This is a genomic window from Amycolatopsis sp. CA-128772, from assembly GCF_002904295.1.
Classification (GTDB): Bacteria; Actinomycetota; Actinomycetes; order Mycobacteriales; family Pseudonocardiaceae; genus Amycolatopsis.
The window spans coordinates 1-22269 of record NZ_PPHG01000093.1; the positions used below are offsets into that span (position 1 = coordinate 1).

A 22269-nucleotide genomic window follows, 5' to 3' on the forward strand; every position below is an offset into this window, starting at 1 on the left:
GGGGCCAGACCTGGCGCTCGATTTCGCGTGAGTGGGCGAAGAACGGGTGGGCTGGGTTGACCTGGGTTTGGTGGGCCAGGAGGGCCCGGTCGCGGGTGGCGAAGTACGACTCGCAGCGGATTCGGGTGGTGACCGGGAGCTTGTCGGGTGGGAGTTCGGCCAGGACTCCCGCCATCGCCGACTCCTGGCCGGCGGCCAGGGTGGCCTCGTGCAGGGCCTCGAACCACGCTCGGCTCAAGACCGCCTGGTAGTAGAGCTTTTGGGGACGCCATGGTGAGCCGGTGCCGGGGTAGCGAGCCGGGTCGGCGGCCGCCCGGAAGGCTTCGATCGTGACCTCGTGGGTGCGGATGTGGTCCGGGTGGGGGTAGCCGCCCGTTTCGTCGTACGTGATCACCACGTGCGGGCGAAACTCGCGGATCAGGGCCACCAGCGGGGCCGCCGCTTCCGACAGCGGGAGGGCCGCGAAGCTGCCGTCGGGCAGTGGCTCGCCGTCGGCGGGGAGGCCGGAGTCGACCAGGCCGAGGAAACGCTGGCGGACGCCCAGGATCGCGGCGGCTTCGGCCACCTCGCGACGGCGGATCGCCGGCAGGTCCGCCCACGTCTCGGCCGTGTCGAGGGCCGGGTTCAGGACGTCGCCGCGTTCGCCGCCGGTGCACGTGGCGACCAGGACGTCGACACCTTCGGCCGCGTAGCGGGCCAAGGTGGCCGCGCCCTTGCTGGACTCGTCGTCCGGGTGGGCGTGGACGCTCAGGAGGCGGAGGGTCATCGGGGGCCTTTCGCGGGGAAGAAGAGGGCGGGGACCAACGTCAGCGCCGACAGGGCCAGGGCCCACGTGAACGTGGTGCCGAACGCCGCCGGTGGGAACGTGGCCGTGAGCCGGTCGTGGAGGATCGCGGCCAGCAGGGCCGTGCCCAGCGAGCCGCCGATGCGGTTGACCACGTTGTACGCGCTCGCCGCCCGCGGGATGCGGGACCGCTCCAGCGAGCCGTACAGCGTCGTCATGCCGGGTGCCGTCGCCGCGCCCAGGCCGGCGCCGCGGACCAGCAGGGACAGGGTCAGCAGAACGCCGCCGGGCGCCGATCCGAGCCGGGTGAAGGCGATCGTGCCCAGCAGGGACAGGCCGGTGCCGGCCAGCATCGTCCGGCAGGGGCCGAACCGGGCCAGGAGCGGGCCGCTCGCCAGCAGCACCGCCGCCGAGCCGAGCGCCTGGGGCGCGAGCAGCAACCCGGCCCGCAACGCGCTCACGTGCTCGACCTGCTGGTAGTACAGCGGAAGCAGCAGCATCGAGCTGTACAGCGACGCCCCGAGCAGAAACGTGCTCACGCTCGCGACCGCGAACCCCCTGTTCCGGAACAGCTTCAGGTCGAGCACCGGTGACGCGCTCCGGGAGGCGTGGACGCCGTACGCCACCAGCAGCGCGGCGCCGGCCACCCAGGCGACGGCCACCCCCTCGGCCAGGCCGTAGACGAGCGCGCCCAGCCCGGGCGAGAGCAACGCGAGCCCCCGGACGTCCAGCGGTTCGCGCGCGCCGTCGGGCGCCGGTGCCGGAAGGAGCCGGCGGGCGAAGACGAACGTCGCCACGCCCAGCGGGACGACACCGAAGAACATCCAGCGCCACCCCAGGTCCGCCACCAGTGCGCCGCCGAGCATCGGGCCCAGCACCGGGGCCACCGTCGCCGGCAGGGTGATCACGCCGATCATCCGGCCCAGGGCCGGCCCCGCCGCCTGCGCGAACACCGCCTGCCCGACCGGCTGCATCAGGCCGCCGCCCAGCCCGTGCAGCACCCGGAACGCGATCAACGCCGGCGCTGACCAGGCGAAGCCGCACAGCAGCGTGCCCGCGGTGAAAATCGCCAGCGCCGCCAGCCACACCGCGCGGCCGCCGAACCGGTCGGTCAGCCAGCCCGACAGCAGGATGGCCGCCGACGCCGCCAGCAGGTACGCGCTCGCCACCCACTGCACCGTCGTCAGCGGGCTGTCCAGGTCATGGGCGATCGAGTCGATCCCGACGGTCACGATCGTCGCGTCCAGGATCGACAGCACCGCGCCCATGATCAGGACGCCGCCGAGCCGCCACAGCGCCGCATCCGACCGGACTGCCGTCGTCATGCTCACCCCCGTTGACTAGGTCGAACCTCAGATTAGGTCCGACCCAGTCAATGGGTCAAGCCCAAACTTGGGTCCGACCTAGTAGAGTGATCCCATGAGCGAGGGACTCCGCGCCCAGAAGAAGCACGAGACCAGGAAAACCATCTCCCATGTAGCGACCCGGCTGTTCATCCGGAACGGCTTCGAGGACGTGACGATCGCGGACATCGCCGCCGAGGCGCGAGTCGCCAAGATGACCGTGACGAACCACTTCCCGCGCAAGGAGGACCTGGTCTTCGACATCCGCGCCGACTTCGTGGCTTGGCCCGCCACCCTGGTCCGCGACAGCGCCTTCCACGACACGCGCGAGCTCTACTTCGAGGCGCTGGGCGCCGAACACGCGCTGATCGGCTTCTCCGGCCCTGGGTTCGTGCGGATGATCAAGGAGAGCTCGGTCCTGACGAACGCGCTGCACGAGATGCACCGCGAACGCGAGGCGGCGCTGACCGACCTCCTGGTCCGACGGCACCCCGGAGAAGACGTCACGCCGGTGCTCGCCGCCGCGCACCTCGCCACGGTCCTGCGGGTGCTCTTCCAGGAGGTGTTCGACCGGACCCTGGAGGACGAGAAGGCCATCGTCGACCAGCTGTGGCCGATCGCAGAACAGGCCTTCGACCAGCTGGAACCGGCCTTCGGGCGGTACTAGCGCGCGGCGCCGGCCGGCCGCGAAGCCCGCAGCTCCGGCTCGGGCGCGCCCTCGACCTTCAGCACGCGCATCTCGCGCACGGCCCGGGCGTCCCAGGGCACCAGCAGCGCCGAGAACCGCCGGACGACCAGGGCCGTCAGCACCGCCAGCGCGGCCGCGGACAGGTCGGTCAGCGCGACCAGGACGACGCTGTCGGCCATCGACTGCACGTCGTCGCGGAAGCGCCAGACGATCGACGCGCCGAGCAGGAGCCAGTTCAGCAGCCAGGCACCCCACCACACGAGCACCTGGCGCGACGGCTTCGGCCGGACGTCACGCGAGCGGCCCAGCACCGCGTGCTCCAGCTCGCCGACGACCGAAAGCGCCAGCGGCAGGTTCGCCACCGGCACGAGAACGCCGACCAGCACCTGCCACGGCGGCCGCGGCGGGTCGTCGCCCGACACGTCCGCCGCCGCCTGGCGGGCGACCAGCAGCCACCAGAGCGACAGCCCGGCGGGCAGCAGCGCGAGGATCGAGGCGAGCAGCCCCGCGGTGAGCACGAACCCGTCGGAGAACGCCACCACCGAACGGGACAGGGCGGCGTCGCGGCCCTGGGCGAGCAGCACGTACCGCCAGACCTCCGCGCCGGCCGCGACCGCGGCGAGCACGGCGAACGCGAACAGGACGACGACCACGCTGCGGCTGAGCACCGGCACCCGGTCGATCGGGCGGACCTCGTCGGACGCCGTGCCGGGCACCGACGTCGGGCGCCGCCAGACCAGGTTCGGGAACCCCCAGCGCGGCGGGACCGGGTACGACGGCGGGCCGAGGTACGGCTCCGGCGCCACCACGCGGCGACGCGGCCACGCGCCGGGCGGCGGGGTCGCCACCCAGCGCAGCTTCGGCCGGTGGACCGGACGGCGGTGGTACGGGTACGGCTCCGGCTGGGCCGCCAGCGTCCGGCCCTGCAGCTGCTGGGCCGACGGCGGCGGCGCCTGGCGCGGCCAGTACCCGGGCGGGTACGGCTGCTGCCCGGCCGGAGGCTGCCCCGGGTGCAAGGCTAGATCACTTCGGGTTCGATGCCGGGGTGCTCGCCGACCATCGGACGGCCTTCGCGCTGCCACGCGCCCATACCGCCGGCGACGTTCACCGCGTCCCAGCCGCTCTGGTTGAGCCACGCGGCCGCCCGGGCGGACCGGCCGCCGCTGCGGCAGATCACGTGGATCGGCTGGTCTTCGGGCAGATCGGCCAGTTCACCGACACGCGCGGGCAGCTCGCCCATCGGGATGTGCACCGCGCCGGGCGCGTGGCCGGCGGCCCACTCGTCGTCTTCGCGGACGTCGAGCAGCACGAGGCCGTCCTTGGGCAGGTCGCGGACCTCGGCGGTCGGCAGTTCAGCAGGGCTCACCACGATTCCCATGCTGCCATGCGGAGGCGTTGCCCGCGCGTGAGGTAGCGGATCACTTGTGCGGTTCGGGCATCTCGCGTGATCAGGGAGGCATCACGCATGTGGGGTTGCCCCCCGGGGCCGGACACCCTTGATTCCAGACAGGGGTCTGACGCGGCTGCGGAAGCAGGTCGCTGAGCTGCAAAAGAGAGAAGGAAATCCTGCGGAAAGCAGCCGCCTATTGTTCGCGCGAGACGGATCGATGACCTACCGCTCCCGCGGCCGGGCCGGTCGCTCCGGTGTCCGATGTGATCCGCCGGGACCTCACTGCCCCGGCGCCGGGACTGCGGCTGGCCGGGGACATCACCTGCCTGCCCACCTTCGAAGGCTGGCTCTACCTGGCCATCGTCATCTTCACCTGGCTGCGCTACTACAACCACCGCCGCCTGCGCTCAACGGTCGGTCAGCACACCCCGGCCGAAGCCCGGACCGCCTACTACGCTCAGGCCCACGCTGCCTGAAAACCCCGTGTCCGCCTCACCAGGGCAGGGCGACACGCGTGATGGGGAGGACGACACGGGTTACTTGCGGTGGCGGCCGCGGCCGGCGACGCGGGTTTTCTCTTCGGCTTGGCCGAACCGGGCGACCGCCCTGTCCCGCATGAAGCCGAGCGGGTCGGGCGCGTGCAGGCGCAGCATGATGTCGTGGACGTGCTCCGGGCGGCCGTAGCCGGTGACGCGGCTGACCAGGTACGTCGTGATGAAGGCCGCCGGGACGGTGATCAGCGCGGGCTGGTTGACGAACCAGGGCGCCCAGCCGCCGGTGTAGCCGCTCACGACGTTGACCACCAGCGCGGCCAGCACCAGGCCGCCGCCGACGAACATCCCGGCCAGCGCGCCCGGCCAGGACAGCTTGCGCCACCAGATGCCCAGCAGCAGCAGCGGGCTGAACGTCGACGCGGCGAGCGCGAACGTCAGCCCGATCGACAGCGAGATGTCCTCCGGCCGCAGCCCCACCGCCAGCGCGATCGGCAGCAGGGCGACCAGCGCGGTCGCCACCCGGAAGTCGCGCACCCGGCCGGGCAGCAGGTCGGTCGACACGACCCCGGCCACGCTCACCAGCAGCCCGGACGTGCTGGACAGGAACGCGGCGAACGCGCCCGCGGCGGTCACCGCGCCGAGGAGCTGGCCGCCGACCCCCGGCAGCATCGCCGTGGGCAGCTGCAGGATCGCCGCGTCGGACTTGCCGGTGACCAGCAGCTCCGGGACGTACATCCGCGACAGCGCGCCCAGCAGCGTCGGGAAGAGGTAGAACAGGCCGAGCAGCAGCAGGACGTGCACGGTCGTGCGGCGCGCGGCCTTGCCGTCGGGGTTGGTGTAGAAGCGGACCAGCACGTGCGGCAGGCCCATCGTGCCGAGGAACGTCGCGAACATCAGCGAGTACGTCTGGAGCAGGTCGGTGAGGCTGCCCGAGCCCGGGTGCAGCCAGTTCGCGTTGTCCGCGACGGAATCGCTGACCACCGGGACCGGCGTGCCGGCCACGAACTTGAGCTTGGTGCCTTCGGACACCGTGTGCGGCGCCAGCGGCGTCCAGTGCGTCGGGCCGGCCGCCGGGCCGTTGTCGGTGCGGCCGTAGGCGTAGAGGAACGTGTCGGTGGTGACGTGCAGGGTGACGTCGGTCTGCACGTCGACCGTGGTGTCGCTGGTGAACACCGGCGGCGCGGCGGCCCCGAGCGGGCGGAAGCCGTCCGGGCCGCCGCCGGCGAAGAAGACCATGCACAGCACGAACGCGGGCACCGAGATCGCGAACAGCTTGACCCAGTACTGGAAGGCCTGGATGACGGTGATCGCGCGCATCCCGCCGGCGATCACGTTGAACGCGACCACGACCATCACCGCGATCGCGCCCGCCCAGGCCGGCACGGGCAGGACCGTCGCCAGGGTCAGGCCGGCGCCCTGCAGCTGCGGGGCCATGTACAGGATCCCGATGAACACGACGAACGCCGTGGAGAACCGCCGCAGCCCCTTCGAGCCGAGCCGCATCTCGACGAAGTCGGGCAGCGTGTACGCGCCGGACCGGCGCAGCGGCGCGGCCACGAACAGCATCAGCGCCAGGTAGCCCGCGGTGAAGCCGATCGGGAACCACAGGGCGTCGGCGCCGTCCTTGAGCACGATCCCGGCGATGCCGAGGAACGACGCCGCCGACAGGTACTCACCGGAGATCGCCGCGGCGTTGCGGCGCGACCGCACGGTGCGCCGCGCGACCAGGAAGTCGTGCGTGCTCGTCGCCGACCGCGAGGAGCGGTGACCGAGGTAGGGCGTCACCACGGCGACCAGCACGATGCCGGTCAGGGCCCACGGGTTCAACTGCACGGGAGGAATCCTCGCACGGGATAGTGCGAAACTAGTTTTCGATCATGTCCACGAACGCGCGTTCGTTGCGTTCGGCCAGCCGGTTGTACCAGATGCCGACCCCGAACAGGAACGGGAACGGCAGCACGCCGAGGATCAGCCAGGCCACCGGGATGCCCAGGAAGCTCGCGCGGGAGAAGCCGGGCAACGCGTAGAACAGCAGCGGCAGCGAACCGAACACGACGACGACGAGCAGCGCGAGCAGCAACGCCGTCCGCAGCTGCACCTTCACCAGGTGGTCGCGGACGAGCAGCTTCCCCCAGCTGGTCTGTTCCTCCAGCTCGACGCGGGCGCGCAGGGTGCCGGCGCCGCGGCGGGGATCGTTGAGGATCACCCGCTCCCGCTTGGGTTTCGCGTGGTGCTCCGGCTTCGGCGGCTCGTTCTCCGGTGCGGGCGGCAGCGACTCGACGACGGCGCGGTCCGTGGGCTGCGGCAGCGGCCGCGGAGCGCGCCGGCCGAGCGTCGGATCCGGTTCGCGGACGCCGTTCGCGCGGTGCTCGTAGAAGTCGTCGGTCATGGCCGGGCCCGGCTCAGCCGTTCCGGCCCGAACCGACCAGCCGGTCCTTCAGCGCGCGGGTGTGCCGACGGCTGACCGGCAGCACCTTCTCCTCGTTGCCGATGACGACCTGGTAGCCGCCCTGGCCCATGCGCAGCTCGGTGATCAGCGGCAGGGCGACCAGGAACGACCGGTGGATCCGGACGAACCCGGCTTTTTCCCAGCGCTCTTCGAGCTGGGCCAGCGGGATGCGGACCAGGTGGCTGCCTTCGGTGGTGAACAGCCGCGCGTAGTCGCCCTGGGCCTCGACCCAGCGGACCGAGGAGCGCGGGATGAGCTTGGTGGTGCCGGCCAGCTCGACCGGGATGACCTCGTCGTCGTTCTTCACCGGCTCACCGCCGAGCGCGCCGGGCGGCGGCGCGGCGGCCGCGGCCAGCTTGTCGATCACGCGCGAGATCGCGCGGTCGAGGCGGTCCTGCTGGTACGGCTTGAGCACGTAGTCGAGGGCGCCGAGGTCGAAGGCGTTGACCGCCTCTTCGGCGTGGCCGGTGACGAACACCAGCGCGGGCGAGGGCCGCAGCGCGGCGAACACGCGGGACATCTCCATCCCGGACAGGCCCGGCATGTCGATGTCGGCGAAGACGGCGTCGACGATCGGCAGGCCGCGGTCCTTGCGCTCGCGCAGCCGCGGGTCGTCGGTGGACAGCAACCGCAGCGCCTCGGACGCGTCGATCGCCGGGAACACCTTCGCCACGTGCGGGCTGTTGCGCAGGCAGTGGACGAGTTCGTCAAGACCGTTCGGCTCGTCGTCCACGGCCAGGACCACGAGTTTCCGGGTGTCATCGTGAGCACTCACAGTGAAACGCATCCTGCCCATTGCCGAGTGCAATGTCCAGCCCCCGTCTGCCTGAAGTGGGAAGGCCCGCGGCCGGGGGCCGCGGGCCCCTCGTCTCAGTGCACGAAGGTGAACCAGTTGAGGTTCACGAAATCCGCGGGCTGGCCGCTGGTGAACGTCACGTACACGTTGTGCACGCCGGTCACCGCGGTGACGTTCGCGGGGACGGTCCGCCAGCTCTGCCAGCCGCCGGTGTTCCCCACCGCGAAGCTGCCGATGGGCGCGTTGGACCGGCTGTCGAGCCGCACTTCGACGAGCCCGCTGACGCCGGCCGCCGCCCCGGACGCGACGCGGGCCTGGAAGTTGGTCGCCGCGCTGCTCCCGAAGTCGACGTTCGGGTAGAGCGCCCAGTCGCCGTTGGCCACCGCGGCGACGTCCTGCCCGCCGCCGCTGTCGGTGGTGGCCTCGGTGATCACGCCGGACTGCTGGCTGAACGACTCGGCCTGGATGGTGCGGTAGGCGCTGCTGCCACCGGACGGCGGCGTGGTCGTGGTCGGCGGGGTCGTCGTGCCGCCGCCGCTGCCGCCGCGGGTGGATACCGTGACGTAGTCGACGACCATCGGGTGGCCCGGCACGATGCCCGGCCCCGGCGTGGTGGTGCCGGAGTTGTTGTTCGGGAACGCGCCGCCGATGGCGACGTTCAGCAGCACGAAGTAGCCCTGGTGGGTGGTCATGTTCGCCCAGGTCGTCGCGTCGACCTGGTTCTGGCTCACCGAGTGGAACTGCTGGCCGTCGACGAACCAGCGGAACACCTGCGGGCTGGTGCTCGCGTCCCATTCGAAGCGGTAGGTGTGGAAGGCCGACTGGCAGCTGCTGCCGGGGCACGCGCGGCTGCTCGGCAGGCCGGTGGTCTCGTTGCACGGGCCGCCCGGGTTGACGCCGCAGTGCAGCACGCCCCAGACGGAGTTGATCCCGTTGACGTTCTCCATGATGTCGAACTCGCCGATGGCGGGCCAGTTCCAGTAGTTGCCGCGGTACGGGCCGCCGAGGGCCCAGAACGCGGGCCAGTAGCCGAGCGCGGCGGCGCCGGTGACGTTCGGCATCTGGATCCGGCTTTCGATCCGCATGACCCCGCCGGCGGGCGGCTTGAAGTCGGCCCGCTGGGTTTCGATCCGCGCCGATGTCCAGTTGCCCGCCCCGTCGCGCAACGGCGTGATGCGGAGGTTGCCGGACCCGTCGAGGGAGACGTTGCCCGAGCTGGCGGTGTAGTTCTGGATCTCGCCGGTGCCCCAGTTGCCGGGGCCGCCGGGGTAGCCGTGACCGGTGTCGATGATCCAGTTCGCGCCGGCCGGCAGCGCACCGGAGCCGCCGGTGAAGTCGTCGGCGAACACCGTGGTCCAGCCCGATTCCGGCGGCGGGATGGAGGCCGCGGCGGGCATGGTCAGCGGGATGGCGATGAGTGCGGCGCCAAGCACCGCGCCGAGGGTGAGTCTGCGGGAGTGGGGCATCGGGTACGACCTCCTTGTCGACCGGATTTGTTGCCGTTCACAACAAAGCCCGTCGACAAGGAGACCCGAGGCCTCACGGCGATTCCAGAGGCGTTACCGAGGTCGAGTGATTCAGGTCACAAAGACTGCCCGGAAGTACCCGAACCGGACATCCGCGTCAGAGGCCGAACCGCGACCACGCCGCCTTCTGCGTCACCGCGTCCAGCACCGCCGACGCGGCCGCCGGGGCACCCAGACCCAAGCGGGCCAGCAGCGGCTTCTTCGGCTCGGCCACCGAGATGTCCGCGTCCGGGTAGCGCTCGGTGATGACCTGCCGGAGGCTGCCGAGGCCGTCGATCAGGCCGAGCTCAGCCGCCTTCGCGCCGAGCCAGACGTCGCCGGTGAACAGGTCCTCCGCCTCCGTCAGGCGGGTGCCGCGACGCTCCTTGACCCAGTTCACGAACAGCTCGTGGAGCTGGCTGTGCATCTTCTTCAGCCACTCGACGTCTTCGGGCTTCTCCGGCGAAAACGGGTCCAGGCGCGACTTGTTCGCGCCCGCCGTGTGCAGGCGGCGCTCGATGCCGAACCGCTCCAAGAGCCCGGTGAAGCCGAAGCCGCCGCTGATCACGCCGATCGAGCCGACCATCGACGTCCGGTGGGCGTAGATCTCGTCGGCCGCGCAGGCCAGCCAGTAGCCGCCCGAGGCGGCGACGTCCTCGCAGAACGCCAGGACCGGCACGCCCTTCTCGTCGGCCAGCTGCCGGATCCGCTCGGCGACCAGGCCCGACTGCGTCGGCGCGCCACCCGGCGAGTTGATCAGCAGCGCGACCGCCTTCAGCCGCTCGTGCCCGAACGCCCTGGTCAGCGCCGATTCGACCGCGGCCAGGTTGATCGCGCCCCTGGCCAGCGGGGACGGCGACGGCGTGATCACGCCGTGCAGCTTCACCACGGCCACGACGTCCTTGCGCTCGACGCGGTCGGCCAGGACCGGGATCCGCGAAGCCAGTTTGTCCGTAACGCTCATACCGCCAGGCTAGCCGGATTCAGCCCATGGGGAGGATGCCGGAGCGCGTGCCGTTGACGCCGTTCACCTCGGCGCCGTTGAGCTGGGCGGGCCCGCCCTGGGCCGGGACGTCGGCCTCGCCTGCGTCGTTGTCGGAGCTGTAGTCCGGCATGTTCGGCCGGACACCCGGGACGAACTTCGGCACCCGCAGCGTCACCTTCATGCCCGCGCCCGGCGCGGTCTCGACCATCACCGCGTAGTCGCTGCCGAACACCTGCTGCATGCGCTGGTTGATGTTGCCCAGACCGACGTGGGCGCCGGTGCGGTGGGCGCTCTTGAGCTCGTTGAGCCGCCGCGGGTCCATGCCGATGCCGTCGTCCTCGACGCTGATCAGCGCTTCGGTGCCGTAGTCCTGCGCGATCACCGTGACGCAGCCGCCGCTGGGCTTGCTGGCCAGCCCGTGCTTGACCGCGTTCTCCACCAGCGGCTGGATGATCAGGAACGGCACGACCACGCTGAGCACCTCGGGCGCGATCTTCATCCGCACCTCGAGCCGGCCGCCGAACCGGGCGTTCTCGATGGTCAGGTAGCGGTCGATGTTGCGCAGCTCCTCGGCGAGCGAGGTGAACATGCCCGACGTCCGGAACGAGTAGCGCGTGAAGTCGGCGAAGTCCTGAAGCAGCTCTCGCGCCTCTTCGGGGTCCGTGCGGATCAGCGCGGAGATCGTGTTGAGCGCGTTGTAGACGAAGTGCGGCGAGATCTGCGCGCGCAGCGCCTTGATCTCGGCCTGCTGGAGCTGGTGCTTGGACTCGTCCAGGCGCGCCAGCTCGAACTGGGTGCAGACGAACTGGGCGACGGCGTCGGCCATCTGCACCAGCCGGCCGCGGGTCCGGCCGACGACGATCAGCGCCGCCTCGGTCTCGCCCTCCACCAGCAGCGGCACGATGACCGCGGTCTTCATCCGGCAGGTGCCGCGGTGGTTGCACGGCATCCGGTCGTGCGCCACGACCTCGCGCCGGTGCTTGCGGATCGCCGCGCCGATCGCCTCGACCAGGTCGACGTAGTGCTCGTTCGCCTCGCCGTCCCACGACAGCAGCGTGCCCTCGCTGTCGGTGATGCCGACCGCGACGCAGTCCAGCATCTGCAGCAGCTGGGTGGTGATCTTGTCGGCGGCGTCCTCGTCCAGGCCGGACCGCAGGTTCGGGGCCGCCTTCGACATCCGGTGCACCGCCTGCAGCATGGCGTCTTCGACCACGCTGGCCGGCCTGCGCTGCTTCACGAGCAGCACGACCACCGCGATGCCGAGCAGCACCGCGACCCCCCACGGGATGATCTGCGCAAGCGGGAACCCGGACACGGCGTCCATGCTCTGCGCTCGGCCAACGGCGTGCAAGGCCTGAATCCCACTTTCTGTCCAACTGTGCCGACGGAGGGTGGACACGACCCTACCGAGCGTCCGTGGGCGCCTACTTGAGCAGGCGTGACATCCGCCGGTCGGCCAGCGGCTTGCCGCCGGTCTGGCAGGTCGGGCAGTACTGGAACGATTTGTCGGCGAAGGAAATTTCGCGGATCGTGTCGCCGCAGACCGGGCACGGCAGCCCCGTGCGCGCGTGGACCCGCAGACCCGACCGCTTCTCCCCCTTCAGCCGCGCCGCCTTCTGCCCCACCGAGCGCTCGACGGCGTCGGTTTCGACCTCGTGGATCGCCTCGGCCAGGACCTCCAGCGTCCCCTCGTCGAGCTTGCCGACCGTGGCGTACGGCGAGAGCTTCGCGCGGTGCATGATCTCGTCGGAGTAGCCGTTGCCGATCCCGGCGATGAGCGACTGGTCGGTGAGCGCCCACTTCAGCCGGGTCGTCTTGCCGGCGAACAGCTCCCGCAGCCGGGCGGCGTCGAGCGCCAGCGCGTCCGGCCCCAGCCGCGCGACGCTGGCGATCTCCTGCGGGTCGCGGACGATCCACACCGCCAGGCCTTTCTTCGTGCCCGCCTCGGTGAGGTCGAACCCGGGCCCGGTCGCCGACTCGAGGTGCACCCGCAGCGAGATCGGGCCCTTCCCCGGTTTCAGCGGCGCCGCGGCCAGGCCGTCGGACCAGCGCAGCCAGCCCGCGCGGGCCAGGTGGATGACCAGGTGCAGGTCGCCGGCCACGACGTCGAGGTGCTTGCCGTGCCGGGTTGCCCCGGTGATCTCGCGGCCGTGCAGCTCGGTCCACGGCGGCGTCGCCGTCTTGAGCACGCTCAGCGATGCGACATCGATGCGGAAGATCGTCCGCCCCACGGCGTTTTCGCGCAGGTAGTGGGCCAGTGCTTCGATCTCGGGTAGCTCGGGCATGGCCTCAGTGTCCTACTCGACCGGGTGAAGCGGCCCGTCGAAATCCGGGAGCGAGTGCCGCTGGATGGTCTTCGAGATCTTCTTGACCTCGCCCTGCACGGTGAACATGCCGCGGATGGTGCCGACCCAGCGCTCGGACGGCCGGTCGCCGGTCACGTCGCCCTCGGTTTCGGCGACCACCGTCCACGGGCGGCGCAGGATCCACCGCAACGGGAAGAACAAGACCACCAGCAGCAGCGCGAGCAGCACCCACGCCGGGACGTTGACCTGGTCGGGCGTCCACACGACGAGGATCACGGCCAGCAGCGTGGTCACCACGATCATCGCGATCCCGGGCCCGTAGCTGCCCGCGACGTCGTGCTCGAAGTCGTCGGCCGTCGCCGGTGCGCGCCATTCCATCTGGGCACGGACCACCCAGTCGCGGCCGTCTTCGCCGCGTACCAGCCGGTTCATTCAGTTGCCTCCCGGGGCGCCCGCAGGGTGAGCGCCCCAACGGTACCGTGCCCGGCCGCACCCGCGCGAGGCCGGAACCGGACATCCCGCCCGCCGGAAGCGGTCACTGCGGCTCGGAAGGCGGCGGAACGGCCGGCGCCGGATCCAGCGGTTCGCCCGGCCCGGTGACGGCGGAGGTGGTGCTGCTCGGGCACGGCTTCCCCGAGGTCGGCGTCACCGTCGTCGACGGCTCCGCGGTCCCGGTCGTCGTCGCGGTCTCGTCGTCCTTCGGCGCCGGCTTCCCGTCGAGCGTCGGCGCACCGGGACGGCCGGTCGGCGACAGCTCGGGCGCTTCGGCGTCCTTCGGCAACGTCGGGTCGGTGGACTCGGTCGTCATCGTCAGGTCCGGCTTCGACGTGTCCAGCCGCGGCGACGTCGCCGGGTGGTCGGACGCGCTGAACGTCGAGGACGTCAGGTCCTCGCGCGGGATCGGCTGCCCGGCGGGCCCGGCCACGTCCCCGACCGGGACGTCCCCGGCGACCGGCAGGCCCGGCACCTCGTTCGCGGCCACGTGCCGCTCACCAGCGCGCGCCCGGGCCGGCACCGCGACCCCGGTGCCGCGGCCGTTGAGCACGCCGATCCCGATCCGCTGCTCCGACTGGGCCTGCGGCGGCGGTTCCTGGTGCGGCTCGGGCGGCGGCACCACCACGAGCTCGGGCGCACCGCCGGTCAGCCCGACGTCCTGCACCGCCGTGGACCCGAACAGCACGGGCCCGGCCGCGACACCGACGGCACCCACCGCGGCGGTCGACGCCAGCGCCAGCCCGATCTTGACCTTGGAGCCGACCAGCACGCCCTTGATCGTCGCGCCGAGCCCGGCCAGCACCCCGCCGCCTGCCGACGCGGCGGCCGGCACCAGCAGCACCAGCACCCCGGCGTGCGCGCGCAGCGACGAGCAGACGTCACGCAGCTCGTCCTGGGTCGCCCGGCACGACGGGCAGCCGTGCAGGTGCGCCTTGATCCGCTCGGCCTCGGCGCCGGTGACGCTGCCCGCGGTGAACCCGCCGAGCTTTTCGACGACCGCGCGGCACGAGTCCGGGCCGCGGTTCACCGAAAGGTGTGCTTGCAGGTAGGCCGCCCGCAGGCCCTGGCGCGCCCGGCGGGCCAGGGCGGCCGTCGCGTTCGCGCTCAACCCGAAGTGCGGCGCGACCATCGCGGGCTGCTCACCCTCGACCTCGGTCTGCCACAGCACCGTCCGCCACCGCTCCGGCAGGCTGGTGAACGCCGTCGTGATCAGCGTGTGCTCGGCCGTCCGGGCGTGCGTGTCGGCACCCGCCCCGGCGCGGAACGTCAGCTCGTCGTCCGAAACCGGGACGTCCCGGCGGGCCCCGTGCCACTCCCAGGACACCCGGCGGGCCACGGTCAGCAGGTAGGCGCGGACGTAGTCACGGGGACCGGCCCCCCGCCGCAGGGCCTGCAACACGCGGAAGAAGGTCTCCGCGGTGATGTCCTCCGCTTCGGACCGGTCGGCGGCCAGGCTCTGCGCGAGCCGGCGGACCGCGGCGGCGTGCAGCTCGAACAGCTCCCCGAACGCGGCGTCCTCACCGTCGCGAAGCCGTTGCAACAGTGCCTGTTCGTCGGATTCCGAGGCCGCTTGTGGCGGCACCGTGCCCAGCTCGGTCATCCGGCCCGGCACCTCCTCCCCGAAGGTCTCACCATTCGGTCGAATGGAGACACCATACGGAGGGATTCAGCCGTCGTCACCCCTTGTACGCCAGCTGTGACGCCGAAGCACCGGCCGGAAGGCGGGGGACCCCGGTGACGGAGCCCGGACGCGGAGGGTATAGAGTTCCTTCCATCAGCAAGACAACGCGGATGTAGCGCAGCTGGTAGCGCATCACCTTGCCAAGGTGAGGGTCGCGGGTTCGAATCCCGTCATCCGCTCGCGACTAGGGGCCGTGTGCCGGCGGAAACGCAGGCCACGGTCCCTTCGCTATTTCACCCGGGGGCCAAGCCCCCTGGACCCCCACGGTGCCTTCGCGAGACCTGGGTGGGGTGCCCCTGTGGGGGGCCTAGAGCTCGTAGATGTCCAGGACTGTCGGGGCCACTGGGGTCAGGTGGGGGTCTTCGCGCTCGGTTATCTGGCCTCGGGCCATTCGGTAGACGCGGAAGTTGTTGTCGTTCTCCGTGTCCTGGTCGTCCCAGGTGTGGAGGAGGCCGTAGGAGCCCGGCGCCAATTCACCTGCTCGGGTGAAGAGGTTGAGGATCTCGGTGGCCAGGTGACCGCCGTGCTTGTCGAAGCCGCCGAAGTGGAGCATCGGCATGCCCGCGCTCCAGCGGAGGTCGACCAGGTCGAAGTCGCCCGCGTCGCGGATCGCGCGGTGGACGCGGTCGACCAGGCGCTCCAGGAGCGCCGCGTCGTCGTCGCCGCTCGCGGTCGCCTGGATGGTCACCCAGCCGTGATATTCGAACACCTGCAGAACGGTAGCAAGAGATCAAGCGGCGGATCAGCGGGCCAGCTCGGACTGCCCTTCGGGGGTCCGGGTGGCGGAGCCCCCGGCCCGGGGCTAAGCCCCGGTTGTCACGGATGGCTTTCCGTCGCGGCGCAGCACGTTCGGCAGCACGCCTTCGCCCAGCCGCTCGAACGCCGGCACCAGCTTCTCGCCGAACACGCACAACGTCCGCTCCCACGGGTGGCCGAGCGTGCCGTAGGAGAAGTCCGCCGCCAGGAACAGGTGGTAGTCCGCGCGCGGGAACACCGGCACCGGCCAGCGGGCGCTCCCCGACATCAGGTGCGGGCGGACGCGGTAGGACTGGTGCTGCCAGTGCAGCGCCCACATCCACTCGTCGGGGCCGCACACCTCGCGGAACGCGGCCAGCGCGATCGTCGCGACCTGGTGCTCCTCGACCGCGTACGGGCCGAGGCGGAACTCCGCGGACGCGCGGTCCAGGTCACCCGGGGACAGGTCCCACGTCCGCGACGGCGCCGGCTCGCGGAACCCGGGCCAGGCGTGGGCGTAGGTGCTCGGCCAGAACGCCAGCTTGTCGTACACCCAGTACCAGGCGGGCTCGTCGACGACGCGGGAGACGGCTTCCCAGGCAGCATTCACGGTTACGCCCTCAACTTGGCCAGGCACGGAAGAACACGCGAAAGCTTCGTGTTCGGCCTCCGGTTTGTCCAGTCCTCGTCCGCCCGCCGCGAACTGTGGCCACCCGTCCGGGTGGGTTCTGCCAAGTTGTCACCATGCGAGTCCTCTTCGTCCACGGCGCCTTCGTCCGCGACGGCGCGTGGTGGTGGCAGCCCACCGCCGACGTGCTCTCCCGGCACGGTCTGCGCAGCTCAGCGGCGGTGCTGCCGAGCTGCGAAGGCGAGCCGCGCGGTGATCTGCACGCCGACGCGGCGGCCGTCCGCGCGCTGCTCGACGCCTCCGACGAGCCCGCCCTGCTCGTCGGCCACTCGTACGGCGGCATGGTGATCACCACACTCGGTGAACACCCGGCAGTACACCGATTGGTCTACGTGACGTCGTTCCTGCCGGACGTCGGCGAGTCACTCGCGGACTTCGGCACCGGCGAACCGCCGCCGTGGCACCTCAGCCACGGCGACGGCACCGCCGGTGTCCGCGAGGAGTTCGTACGCCCCTTGTTCGCCCAGGACTTCGACGACCCGAACTACGCCGCGGCCGCCGCCCGGCTCACCGCCCAGCACGAAGCGGTGTTCGGCCAGCCGGCGACCCGGGCTGCGTGGCGGGAAACCCCGTCGACCTACATCGTCTGCGCCGAGGACCGCGCGACGCTGCCCGCGACCCAGCGGGCCCAGGCGGCGCGCGCCACCGACGTCGTCGAACTGCCGGTGGCGCACCACCCCTTCGTCACTCAGCCGGACCTGCTGGCCGGCGTGCTGCTCAGGCCGCGTCCCAGAGGGTGAGGAACGCCGACGCCTCGCTGCGGGCCCACGGCCGCAGCCGTTCGCGGTCACGGGCGGACAGCTGGTACTCCTTCCCGCGGCGGACGTCGATCACCAGCGCCTCGCCGCCGGGCAGGATGTCGGGCATCGCCTGCTCCAGCACCCACAGCGCGAGCTGCGCCGAGGCCTTCGCCAGTGGCTCCTCCTTGAAGTAGAGCCAGGTCGCGTACCGGCGGCCGTCGCTCTTGCGCAGCCCCATCTGCGGGCTGACGCCGATCTCGAGGTCGCCGATCCGGCACCGGCCGCGGCCGACGTCGACCAGCCGCGGCGACTTCCGGCCGAGGTACCGCAGCCAGCCCTCGGCGATCGCCGCGTAGTGCGGCTTCGTCCGCTCGTCGGCGGCGTTGACGAGGGCGCGCAAGGCGACTTCGTCCTGGTTCGCCGCCCGCCCGGAGCGCACCGCGTTGGCCGCCCGCCGGTAGTAGTTGAACGCCGCCCGCGCCGGATCCTCGTACTGCCGGCGCTGCCGCCGGACGAACGACGACCGCGACGGCCCGGAACTCGCGCTGTAGCCCACGAACGTGGACAGGGTGATGTAGGCCATGGCCCTGCCTTCCTCCATCACGCCACCCGCGCTCGCGGGCGGCATCTCCCCTGGACAACGCCAATTTTAGAACATATGTACGACAGTTTCCGGAGCCTGACGGGTGACCCGGTCGAGGCAGGTTCCGGGACTCCCGCAAACGCCGGACTTGCGCTACGTTGCCGATCAACCTCAAACCGCAACCTCGCAGGTCGGCCGCCCGTGCCAGACTGATGCCCCGAACGGTGGATGGGGGTCCCAAGGATGAGCTGGCAGGAAGAGCTTCGCCGTCTCGACGCGGAGCTTGCCGAGGGTCGCATCGAGCCCGCTGACCACCGCAAACAGCGGGATGAGCTGCTCGCGCAGGCCTCCGGTTCGACGGTGCCGTCACCGGTGCCCTCGCCGCTGCGCCGTCCGGGTGAAACCTGGCGGAGCGTGAACCCGGCGAGCCGCCCGGGTGCCGCCCAGCCCATGCCACCCATGCCGCCCATGCAGCCGGTCCTGCCGCCGCAGCGCATCGAGTCGCCCCGCCCGGCCGTGCCGCCCCCGCCGTGGCAGCGGACCGGGCTGCCGCAGACGCTGTCCACCAGCCAGGTGCCGGCCATCCCCGACCACATGACGACCGCGCCGAGCCCGGCCGACATCACGCCGACCCGCTACCTGCGCGTCGACGGCCCGGCGGAGCACGGCCCGGGCAGCCGGTTTCCGCCGATCACGCCGCCGGGCGGCGAATCGCGCCCGCCGCAACCGCTCGCCGAACCCGACGAGCCGGCCGGCAAGCACCGGTGGGCCACCGACGGCGAGTCGTCCGGGCGGTCCGGGCGGCCCTGGCCGTTCATCGCGCTCGGCGTGCTGGTGGTGCTGGGCATGATCATCGGCGCGACGCTCTGGCTCGGGGGCGGCGACGAGAAGCCCAACGCGCTGTCGACGTTCACCCCCGCCGTGACGCAGCCGCCGGCCGCCGCGGCCCAGCCGCAGCTGGAGGACCAGGTGCCGCCGCTGCCCGGGCTGCAGCACCCGGAGAGCTCCGCGATGTCGCTGGCCCGCGGGCTCGACCTGAAGCTGTACCCGCGTGAAGCCGCCCAGGTCTTTTCGCAGCACGGCGTCACGCAGCTGGTGTACCGCGCCTCCTCGGCCGGCGACACCGGGTTCCTCGGCTACGCGATCCCCGCCGAGAACGAGGACGGCGCGAAGGCGATCGTCGACTACCTGCGCGAGGCGGCCGGTGCGGGCGGGTTCGCCCCGATCCCGGCCGACCAGGCGACGGTCACCGGCCGCAACGGCGACCTGCGGATGGACGGCACCTGGTACACCTCGGGCAAGGTCGCCATCGTGCTGTGGGCGTCCCAGCCCTTCGCCAAGGACAAGAACGAGCTGAAGACCAGCCTGGACAACGCCGTCGCGGTGTTCAAGAAAGCGCTGCCGCCGAGCTGATCACCCGCGCCGGTCGAGCACCCCGGCGAGGGTGCGCCGGGCGACGTCGGCGCCGAAGAGCCGGTCCACCACGGTCTTGCCCTCTTCGGACAGCCGCTGCCACAGCTTGTCGTCCTCGAGCACGGTGACGATCTCGTCGGCCAGCTCCTGCGCCGAACCGCCGACGAGGACGTCCTGCCCGTGCGTCAGGTGCATGCCTTCGGCGGCCAGCGGCGTGGCGACGACCGGGACGCCGTAACCGAGGCTCTCGCCCAGCTTTCCCTTCACCCCGGCCCCGAAGCGCAGCGGCGCGACGACGACCCGGGCTTCGCGGTAAGCGCTGTCGAGGTTCGGCACCCAGCCGCGGACGACGACGCCGTCGCGTTCCAGGTCGAACACCTCCTGCGGCGGGTTGCTGCCGACGATCTGGGCGACCGCGTCCGGACGGCGGCGGCGCACCAGCGGCATGATCTCCTCCGCCAGCCAGCGGGCCGCGTCCCGGTTGGGCAGGTGGTCGAAGCTGCCGACGAACAACACCCCGGACCGGCCTTCGGGGACGGCCACCGAACCGTCGGCGTAGTGCACATTGGACAGCACCTCGACGCGCGCCGACGGCACGAGCTCCGCCAGCAGCGCACGCTCCACATCGGACACGACGAAGGTGACGTCGGTGGCGCGGGTCAGGCCCAGCTCCGACTCCCGCAGCACTTCGGCCCGCCGCCGCAGCGTCAGCTCTTCGCGGGTGTTCCCGAGCTGCGCGGCCAGGTCGGCCTGGCGGTTGAGCCGGACGAAGTGCAGGTCGACCGTGTCGTAGGCGATGACGCAGTCGGGCGCGTGCTCGCGGACCTGCTCCAGCAGCTGCCAGGCGACGTGCGGCCGCGACAGCACGGCCAGGCTCAGGTCGGCACCGGCGTCGCGCAGGAACTCCAGCTGTTCGCCGAGCCCGGTCACCACCGTGACGCCCGCGCGGTACAGCGCTTCGGCGTACGGCTCCGGGAGCGCGTTGTTGAGCGGCATGAACACGACCCGCTCGCCGAGGCCGACGAGCAGTTCGAGGATGCGGAACATCCGCACCGAGCCGGAATCCTTGTCCGGCATCGGCACCTGGTGGTCGGCGACGAGCACGGTGCCGCCGCGGTGGCCGTCCGGCGTGCGCTGCCGCCCGGCCCACACCGCGCGCGGGCTCGCCTCGGGGAGGTGGTCGCGCAGCTGGACGCTCCACTTGTCGACGAAGACGCCGCGGTTGAGCTCCTGGTGGCGCTTCACGCCGGAGGAGACGTCCGTGCCGTTGGTGATGCCTTCGTGGTGCACGACGACCGACGCGGGCTGGACCATCGTCCGGTACCCGGCCGCCCGCACGGCGAACGCGAGGTCGGTGTCCTCGTAGTACGCGGGCGCGAAGCGCTTGTCGAAGCCGCCGATGCGCTCGAACAGCTCGCGGCGGACGAGCAGGGCCGCGCCCGAGCAGTAGTCGACGTCCCGCAGGGCCTGGAACCAGGGGGCGTCCGGGTTCTGCAGCCTGCCGTAGTTCCAGCCGGTGCCGTCGGCCCAGATGATGCCGCCGCACTCCTGCAGGCGGCCGTCCGGGTAGACCAGCTTCGAGCCGACGAGCCCGACGTCGGGCCGCGTCTCGACGACGGCGACCAGCTCGTCCAGCCAGCCGGGCCGGACTTCGGTGTCGTTGTTGAGGAACATGACGAAGTCGCCGCGCGCGTGCTCGGCGCCGAGGTTGCAGGCGCCGACGAACCCGAGGTTCCGCGGTGCGCGGACCAGCCGGACCCCGGCGCAGGCGGCGATACGGTCGGCGGAGTCGTCCGGCGACTTGTCGTCGACGACGATCACCTCGAACGGCGTCGACGGCAGGTGCCGCTGGATCGAGTCGAGGCAGCCGCGGGTGAACCGCCAGTTGCCGTAGACCGGGATGACGACGCTGACGATCGGCTGGTCGCTGGTGGTCACCGCGACCGGCCCGGGCACCGCGACCGGCGCGCCGGGCAGCACGCCGGCGGGCCGGCCCAGCGCCGTCTCGTAGAAGTCGCGACGGCGGGTGCCGCGCGGCGCGTACCGCTCGATCCCGCGGCGGTACTTGCCGATCGCCCGCTGGACGAGGGCCGACGTGTCGGCCCGCAGCTTCTCGTTCTCGGCGGCGAGCCGGCCGATGGTCTCGCTGAGGCTGGTGTTGTTGCCGGCCAGCCAGTCCAGCCGTTCGCGGTCGTAGCCCGCCTTGCGCTGCAGCCGGCTCAGTTCGTCGGCCGCGCGCTGCCGGTCTTCGCGGGCGCGCCCGGCCTGCCGCAGCGCCTCGTCGCGCTCGGCCGACGCGCGCTGCTCGGCCGCGGTGACCTGGGCGAGTTCGCCGGTGAGCCGGGTGACGGACGCGCTCGCCTGCGCCCGCTCCGCCTCGGTGCGGCCGAGGTCGTCGCGCAGCCGTCCCGCCTCGGCGGCGGCGCGGGCGACGAGCGTCAGCTTGGGGTCGATCATCGCCGACGTCGAGGGCACCTCGAGCGGCTCGGCCGACGCGACGGAGACGAAGTACGTGTGCGGCGCCCCGGGCTCGACGACCCAGCCGTCGGCGTCGTCGGTCTGCACGGTGAGGACCTCGGCCCCGGCGCCGGCGCCGTTGTCGTGGATCAGCGAGCCGACGGCGACGTTCTGCCGGAGCACGACGACGTGCGCGAAGTTCGCGGCCAGCAGCGACCGGAACGCGGACTCGGTCAGCTCGTGCACGTGGTAGGGGTTCTCGTTGCCGTGGTCGTGCGTGTAGACCTCGATGTCCGGCGTGCTGCAGAGGAAGACCCCGCCCGGCGCGAGCCGGTTGCGGACGAGCTCCAGCAGCCGGTCCTGCTCGTCGACGTGCTCGATGGCCTCGAAGCAGGTGATGACGTCGAAGACCTCGCCGTCGAGGGCCTGCGGGTCGGTGATCGAACCGACCTCGAACCGGACGTCCGGGTAGCGGTTCCGGGCGTGCTCGACGGTCGTCGGGTCGATTTCGAGCCCGACGACGCCGGCCGCCGCCCGCGCGAGCAGGGCAGAGCCGTAGCCCTCGCCGGCGGCCAGGTCGAGAACGCGCTTGCCCGCGGCGAAGCGGGCCGCGAACGCGTAGCGGTGGTAGTGCTCGTAGATCACCTGGAGGTCGTCGGTCCACGGCACGCACCGCTCGCCGGTCCACTCGATCAGGCGGTCACCGCTCGTCCCCTTGCCCATGCGGGGCAGATTAG

At 71.8% G+C, this 22269-nt stretch carries 21 protein-coding genes and 1 tRNA gene; 5 read left to right on the forward strand and 17 right to left on the reverse strand.

Annotation, left to right across the window (positions count from 1 at the left end; genetic code table 11):
* Together mca and C2L59_RS41855 are read right to left on the reverse strand one after the other, a co-directional pair.
* Positions 1-766: mycothiol conjugate amidase Mca (mca, locus tag C2L59_RS41850; protein WP_103355137.1), on the reverse strand; the 766-nt coding region annotated here is incomplete at its 3' end.
* Positions 763-2109 carry a DHA2 family efflux MFS transporter permease subunit gene (locus C2L59_RS41855; RefSeq protein WP_233223991.1) on the reverse strand — a complete coding sequence of 449 codons (1347 nt, stop codon included), beginning with the start codon at positions 2107-2109 and terminating at the stop codon, positions 763-765. The genes C2L59_RS41855 and mca, both read right to left, overlap by 4 nt.
* Positions 2110-2203: 94 nt before the next feature.
* Between C2L59_RS41855 and C2L59_RS41860 the strand changes: the two genes are divergently transcribed.
* A complete protein-coding gene (locus tag C2L59_RS41860; RefSeq protein WP_103355139.1) occupies positions 2204-2794 on the forward strand; it encodes a TetR/AcrR family transcriptional regulator in 591 nt (196 codons plus the stop codon).
* Here the strand turns inward: C2L59_RS41860 and C2L59_RS41865 are convergent.
* Both C2L59_RS41865 and C2L59_RS41870 read right to left on the reverse strand, forming a co-directional pair.
* A complete protein-coding gene (locus C2L59_RS41865; protein ID WP_103355140.1) occupies positions 2791-3831 on the reverse strand; it encodes a DUF4328 domain-containing protein in 1041 nt (346 codons plus the stop codon). The genes C2L59_RS41860 and C2L59_RS41865 overlap by 4 nt on opposite strands.
* Positions 3832-3833: 2 nt before the next feature.
* Positions 3834-4193 (reverse strand): rhodanese-like domain-containing protein, encoded by a 360-nt coding sequence (locus C2L59_RS41870; RefSeq protein ID WP_103355141.1) that lies wholly within the window; start codon positions 4191-4193, stop codon positions 3834-3836.
* A 266-nt stretch (positions 4194-4459) separates the two neighbouring features.
* Here C2L59_RS41870 and C2L59_RS48365 point away from each other — a divergent pair, with 266 nt between their 5' ends.
* Positions 4460-4681, forward strand: coding sequence for a hypothetical protein (locus tag C2L59_RS48365; RefSeq protein ID WP_199199635.1), 222 nt, complete (start codon positions 4460-4462; stop codon positions 4679-4681).
* Positions 4682-4741: 60 nt separating this feature from the next.
* Here the strand turns inward: C2L59_RS48365 and C2L59_RS41880 are convergent, their stop codons facing one another.
* The 9 genes from C2L59_RS41880 to C2L59_RS41920 all read right to left on the reverse strand — a co-directional run bounded on the left by C2L59_RS41880 (position 4742) and on the right by C2L59_RS41920 (position 14835).
* Positions 4742-6532 carry a cation acetate symporter gene (locus C2L59_RS41880; protein WP_103355142.1) on the reverse strand — a complete coding sequence of 597 codons (1791 nt, stop codon included), beginning with the start codon at positions 6530-6532 and terminating at the stop codon, positions 4742-4744.
* A 31-nt stretch (positions 6533-6563) separates the two neighbouring features.
* Positions 6564-7088 (reverse strand): hypothetical protein, encoded by a 525-nt coding sequence (locus C2L59_RS41885; RefSeq protein WP_103355143.1) that lies wholly within the window; start codon positions 7086-7088, stop codon positions 6564-6566.
* Between the two features lie 13 nt (positions 7089-7101).
* Complete coding sequence (locus tag C2L59_RS41890; RefSeq protein WP_199199637.1) at positions 7102-7935, reverse strand: LytTR family DNA-binding domain-containing protein; 834 nt, start codon at positions 7933-7935, stop codon at positions 7102-7104.
* Positions 7936-8018: 83 nt separating this feature from the next.
* The gene (locus tag C2L59_RS41895) at positions 8019-9410 is read right to left on the reverse strand and encodes a carbohydrate-binding protein (protein WP_103355145.1); all 1392 of its coding nucleotides are present in this window, start codon (positions 9408-9410) and stop codon (positions 8019-8021) included.
* 157 nt (positions 9411-9567) lie between these two features.
* Complete coding sequence (locus tag C2L59_RS41900; protein WP_103355146.1) at positions 9568-10413, reverse strand: S49 family peptidase; 846 nt, start codon at positions 10411-10413, stop codon at positions 9568-9570.
* A 19-nt stretch (positions 10414-10432) separates the two neighbouring features.
* On the reverse strand, positions 10433-11758 hold the full coding sequence (locus C2L59_RS41905; protein WP_103355147.1) for a histidine kinase: 1326 nt from the start codon (positions 11756-11758) through the stop codon (positions 10433-10435).
* A gap of 100 nt (positions 11759-11858) precedes the next feature.
* A complete protein-coding gene (locus C2L59_RS41910; RefSeq protein ID WP_103355148.1) occupies positions 11859-12719 on the reverse strand; it encodes an Fpg/Nei family DNA glycosylase in 861 nt (286 codons plus the stop codon).
* Between the two features lie 12 nt (positions 12720-12731).
* Entirely contained in the window at positions 12732-13172 is a 441-nt protein-coding gene (locus tag C2L59_RS41915) for a hypothetical protein (RefSeq protein ID WP_013222080.1), read from the reverse strand.
* Between the two features lie 103 nt (positions 13173-13275).
* A complete protein-coding gene (locus C2L59_RS41920; protein ID WP_103355149.1) occupies positions 13276-14835 on the reverse strand; it encodes a sigma-70 family RNA polymerase sigma factor in 1560 nt (519 codons plus the stop codon).
* 187 nt (positions 14836-15022) lie between these two features.
* On the opposite strand from C2L59_RS41920, the gene C2L59_RS41925 reads away from it, so the two are divergent.
* Positions 15023-15095: transfer RNA gene (locus C2L59_RS41925), tRNA-Gly, on the forward strand.
* 128 nt (positions 15096-15223) lie between these two features.
* Here C2L59_RS41925 and C2L59_RS41930 read toward each other — a convergent pair.
* Together C2L59_RS41930 and C2L59_RS41935 are read right to left on the reverse strand one after the other, a co-directional pair.
* Positions 15224-15625, reverse strand: coding sequence for an immunity 7 family protein (locus C2L59_RS41930; RefSeq protein WP_103355150.1), 402 nt, complete (start codon positions 15623-15625; stop codon positions 15224-15226).
* Between the two features lie 93 nt (positions 15626-15718).
* The gene (locus C2L59_RS41935; RefSeq protein ID WP_103355151.1) at positions 15719-16261 is read right to left on the reverse strand and encodes a DUF2716 domain-containing protein; all 543 of its coding nucleotides are present in this window, start codon (positions 16259-16261) and stop codon (positions 15719-15721) included.
* A 134-nt stretch (positions 16262-16395) separates the two neighbouring features.
* Between C2L59_RS41935 and C2L59_RS41940 the strand changes: the two genes are divergently transcribed.
* Positions 16396-17079: an alpha/beta hydrolase gene (locus tag C2L59_RS41940; RefSeq protein ID WP_103355152.1), complete on the forward strand. Its 684-nt coding sequence runs from the start codon at positions 16396-16398 to the stop codon at positions 17077-17079.
* Here C2L59_RS41940 and C2L59_RS41945 read toward each other — a convergent pair.
* Complete coding sequence (locus C2L59_RS41945; protein WP_103355153.1) at positions 17057-17662, reverse strand: hypothetical protein; 606 nt, start codon at positions 17660-17662, stop codon at positions 17057-17059. The genes C2L59_RS41940 and C2L59_RS41945 overlap by 23 nt on opposite strands.
* Positions 17663-17905: 243 nt before the next feature.
* Between C2L59_RS41945 and C2L59_RS41950 the strand changes: the two genes are divergently transcribed.
* Positions 17906-19075, forward strand: a complete 1170-nt coding sequence (locus tag C2L59_RS41950; protein ID WP_146060510.1) for a hypothetical protein — start codon at positions 17906-17908, stop codon at positions 19073-19075.
* Here C2L59_RS41950 and C2L59_RS41955 read toward each other — a convergent pair whose 3' ends face one another.
* Positions 19076-22255, reverse strand: coding sequence for a glycosyltransferase (locus tag C2L59_RS41955; RefSeq protein WP_103355155.1), 3180 nt, complete (start codon positions 22253-22255; stop codon positions 19076-19078).
* Positions 22256-22269 lie beyond the last annotated feature (14 nt).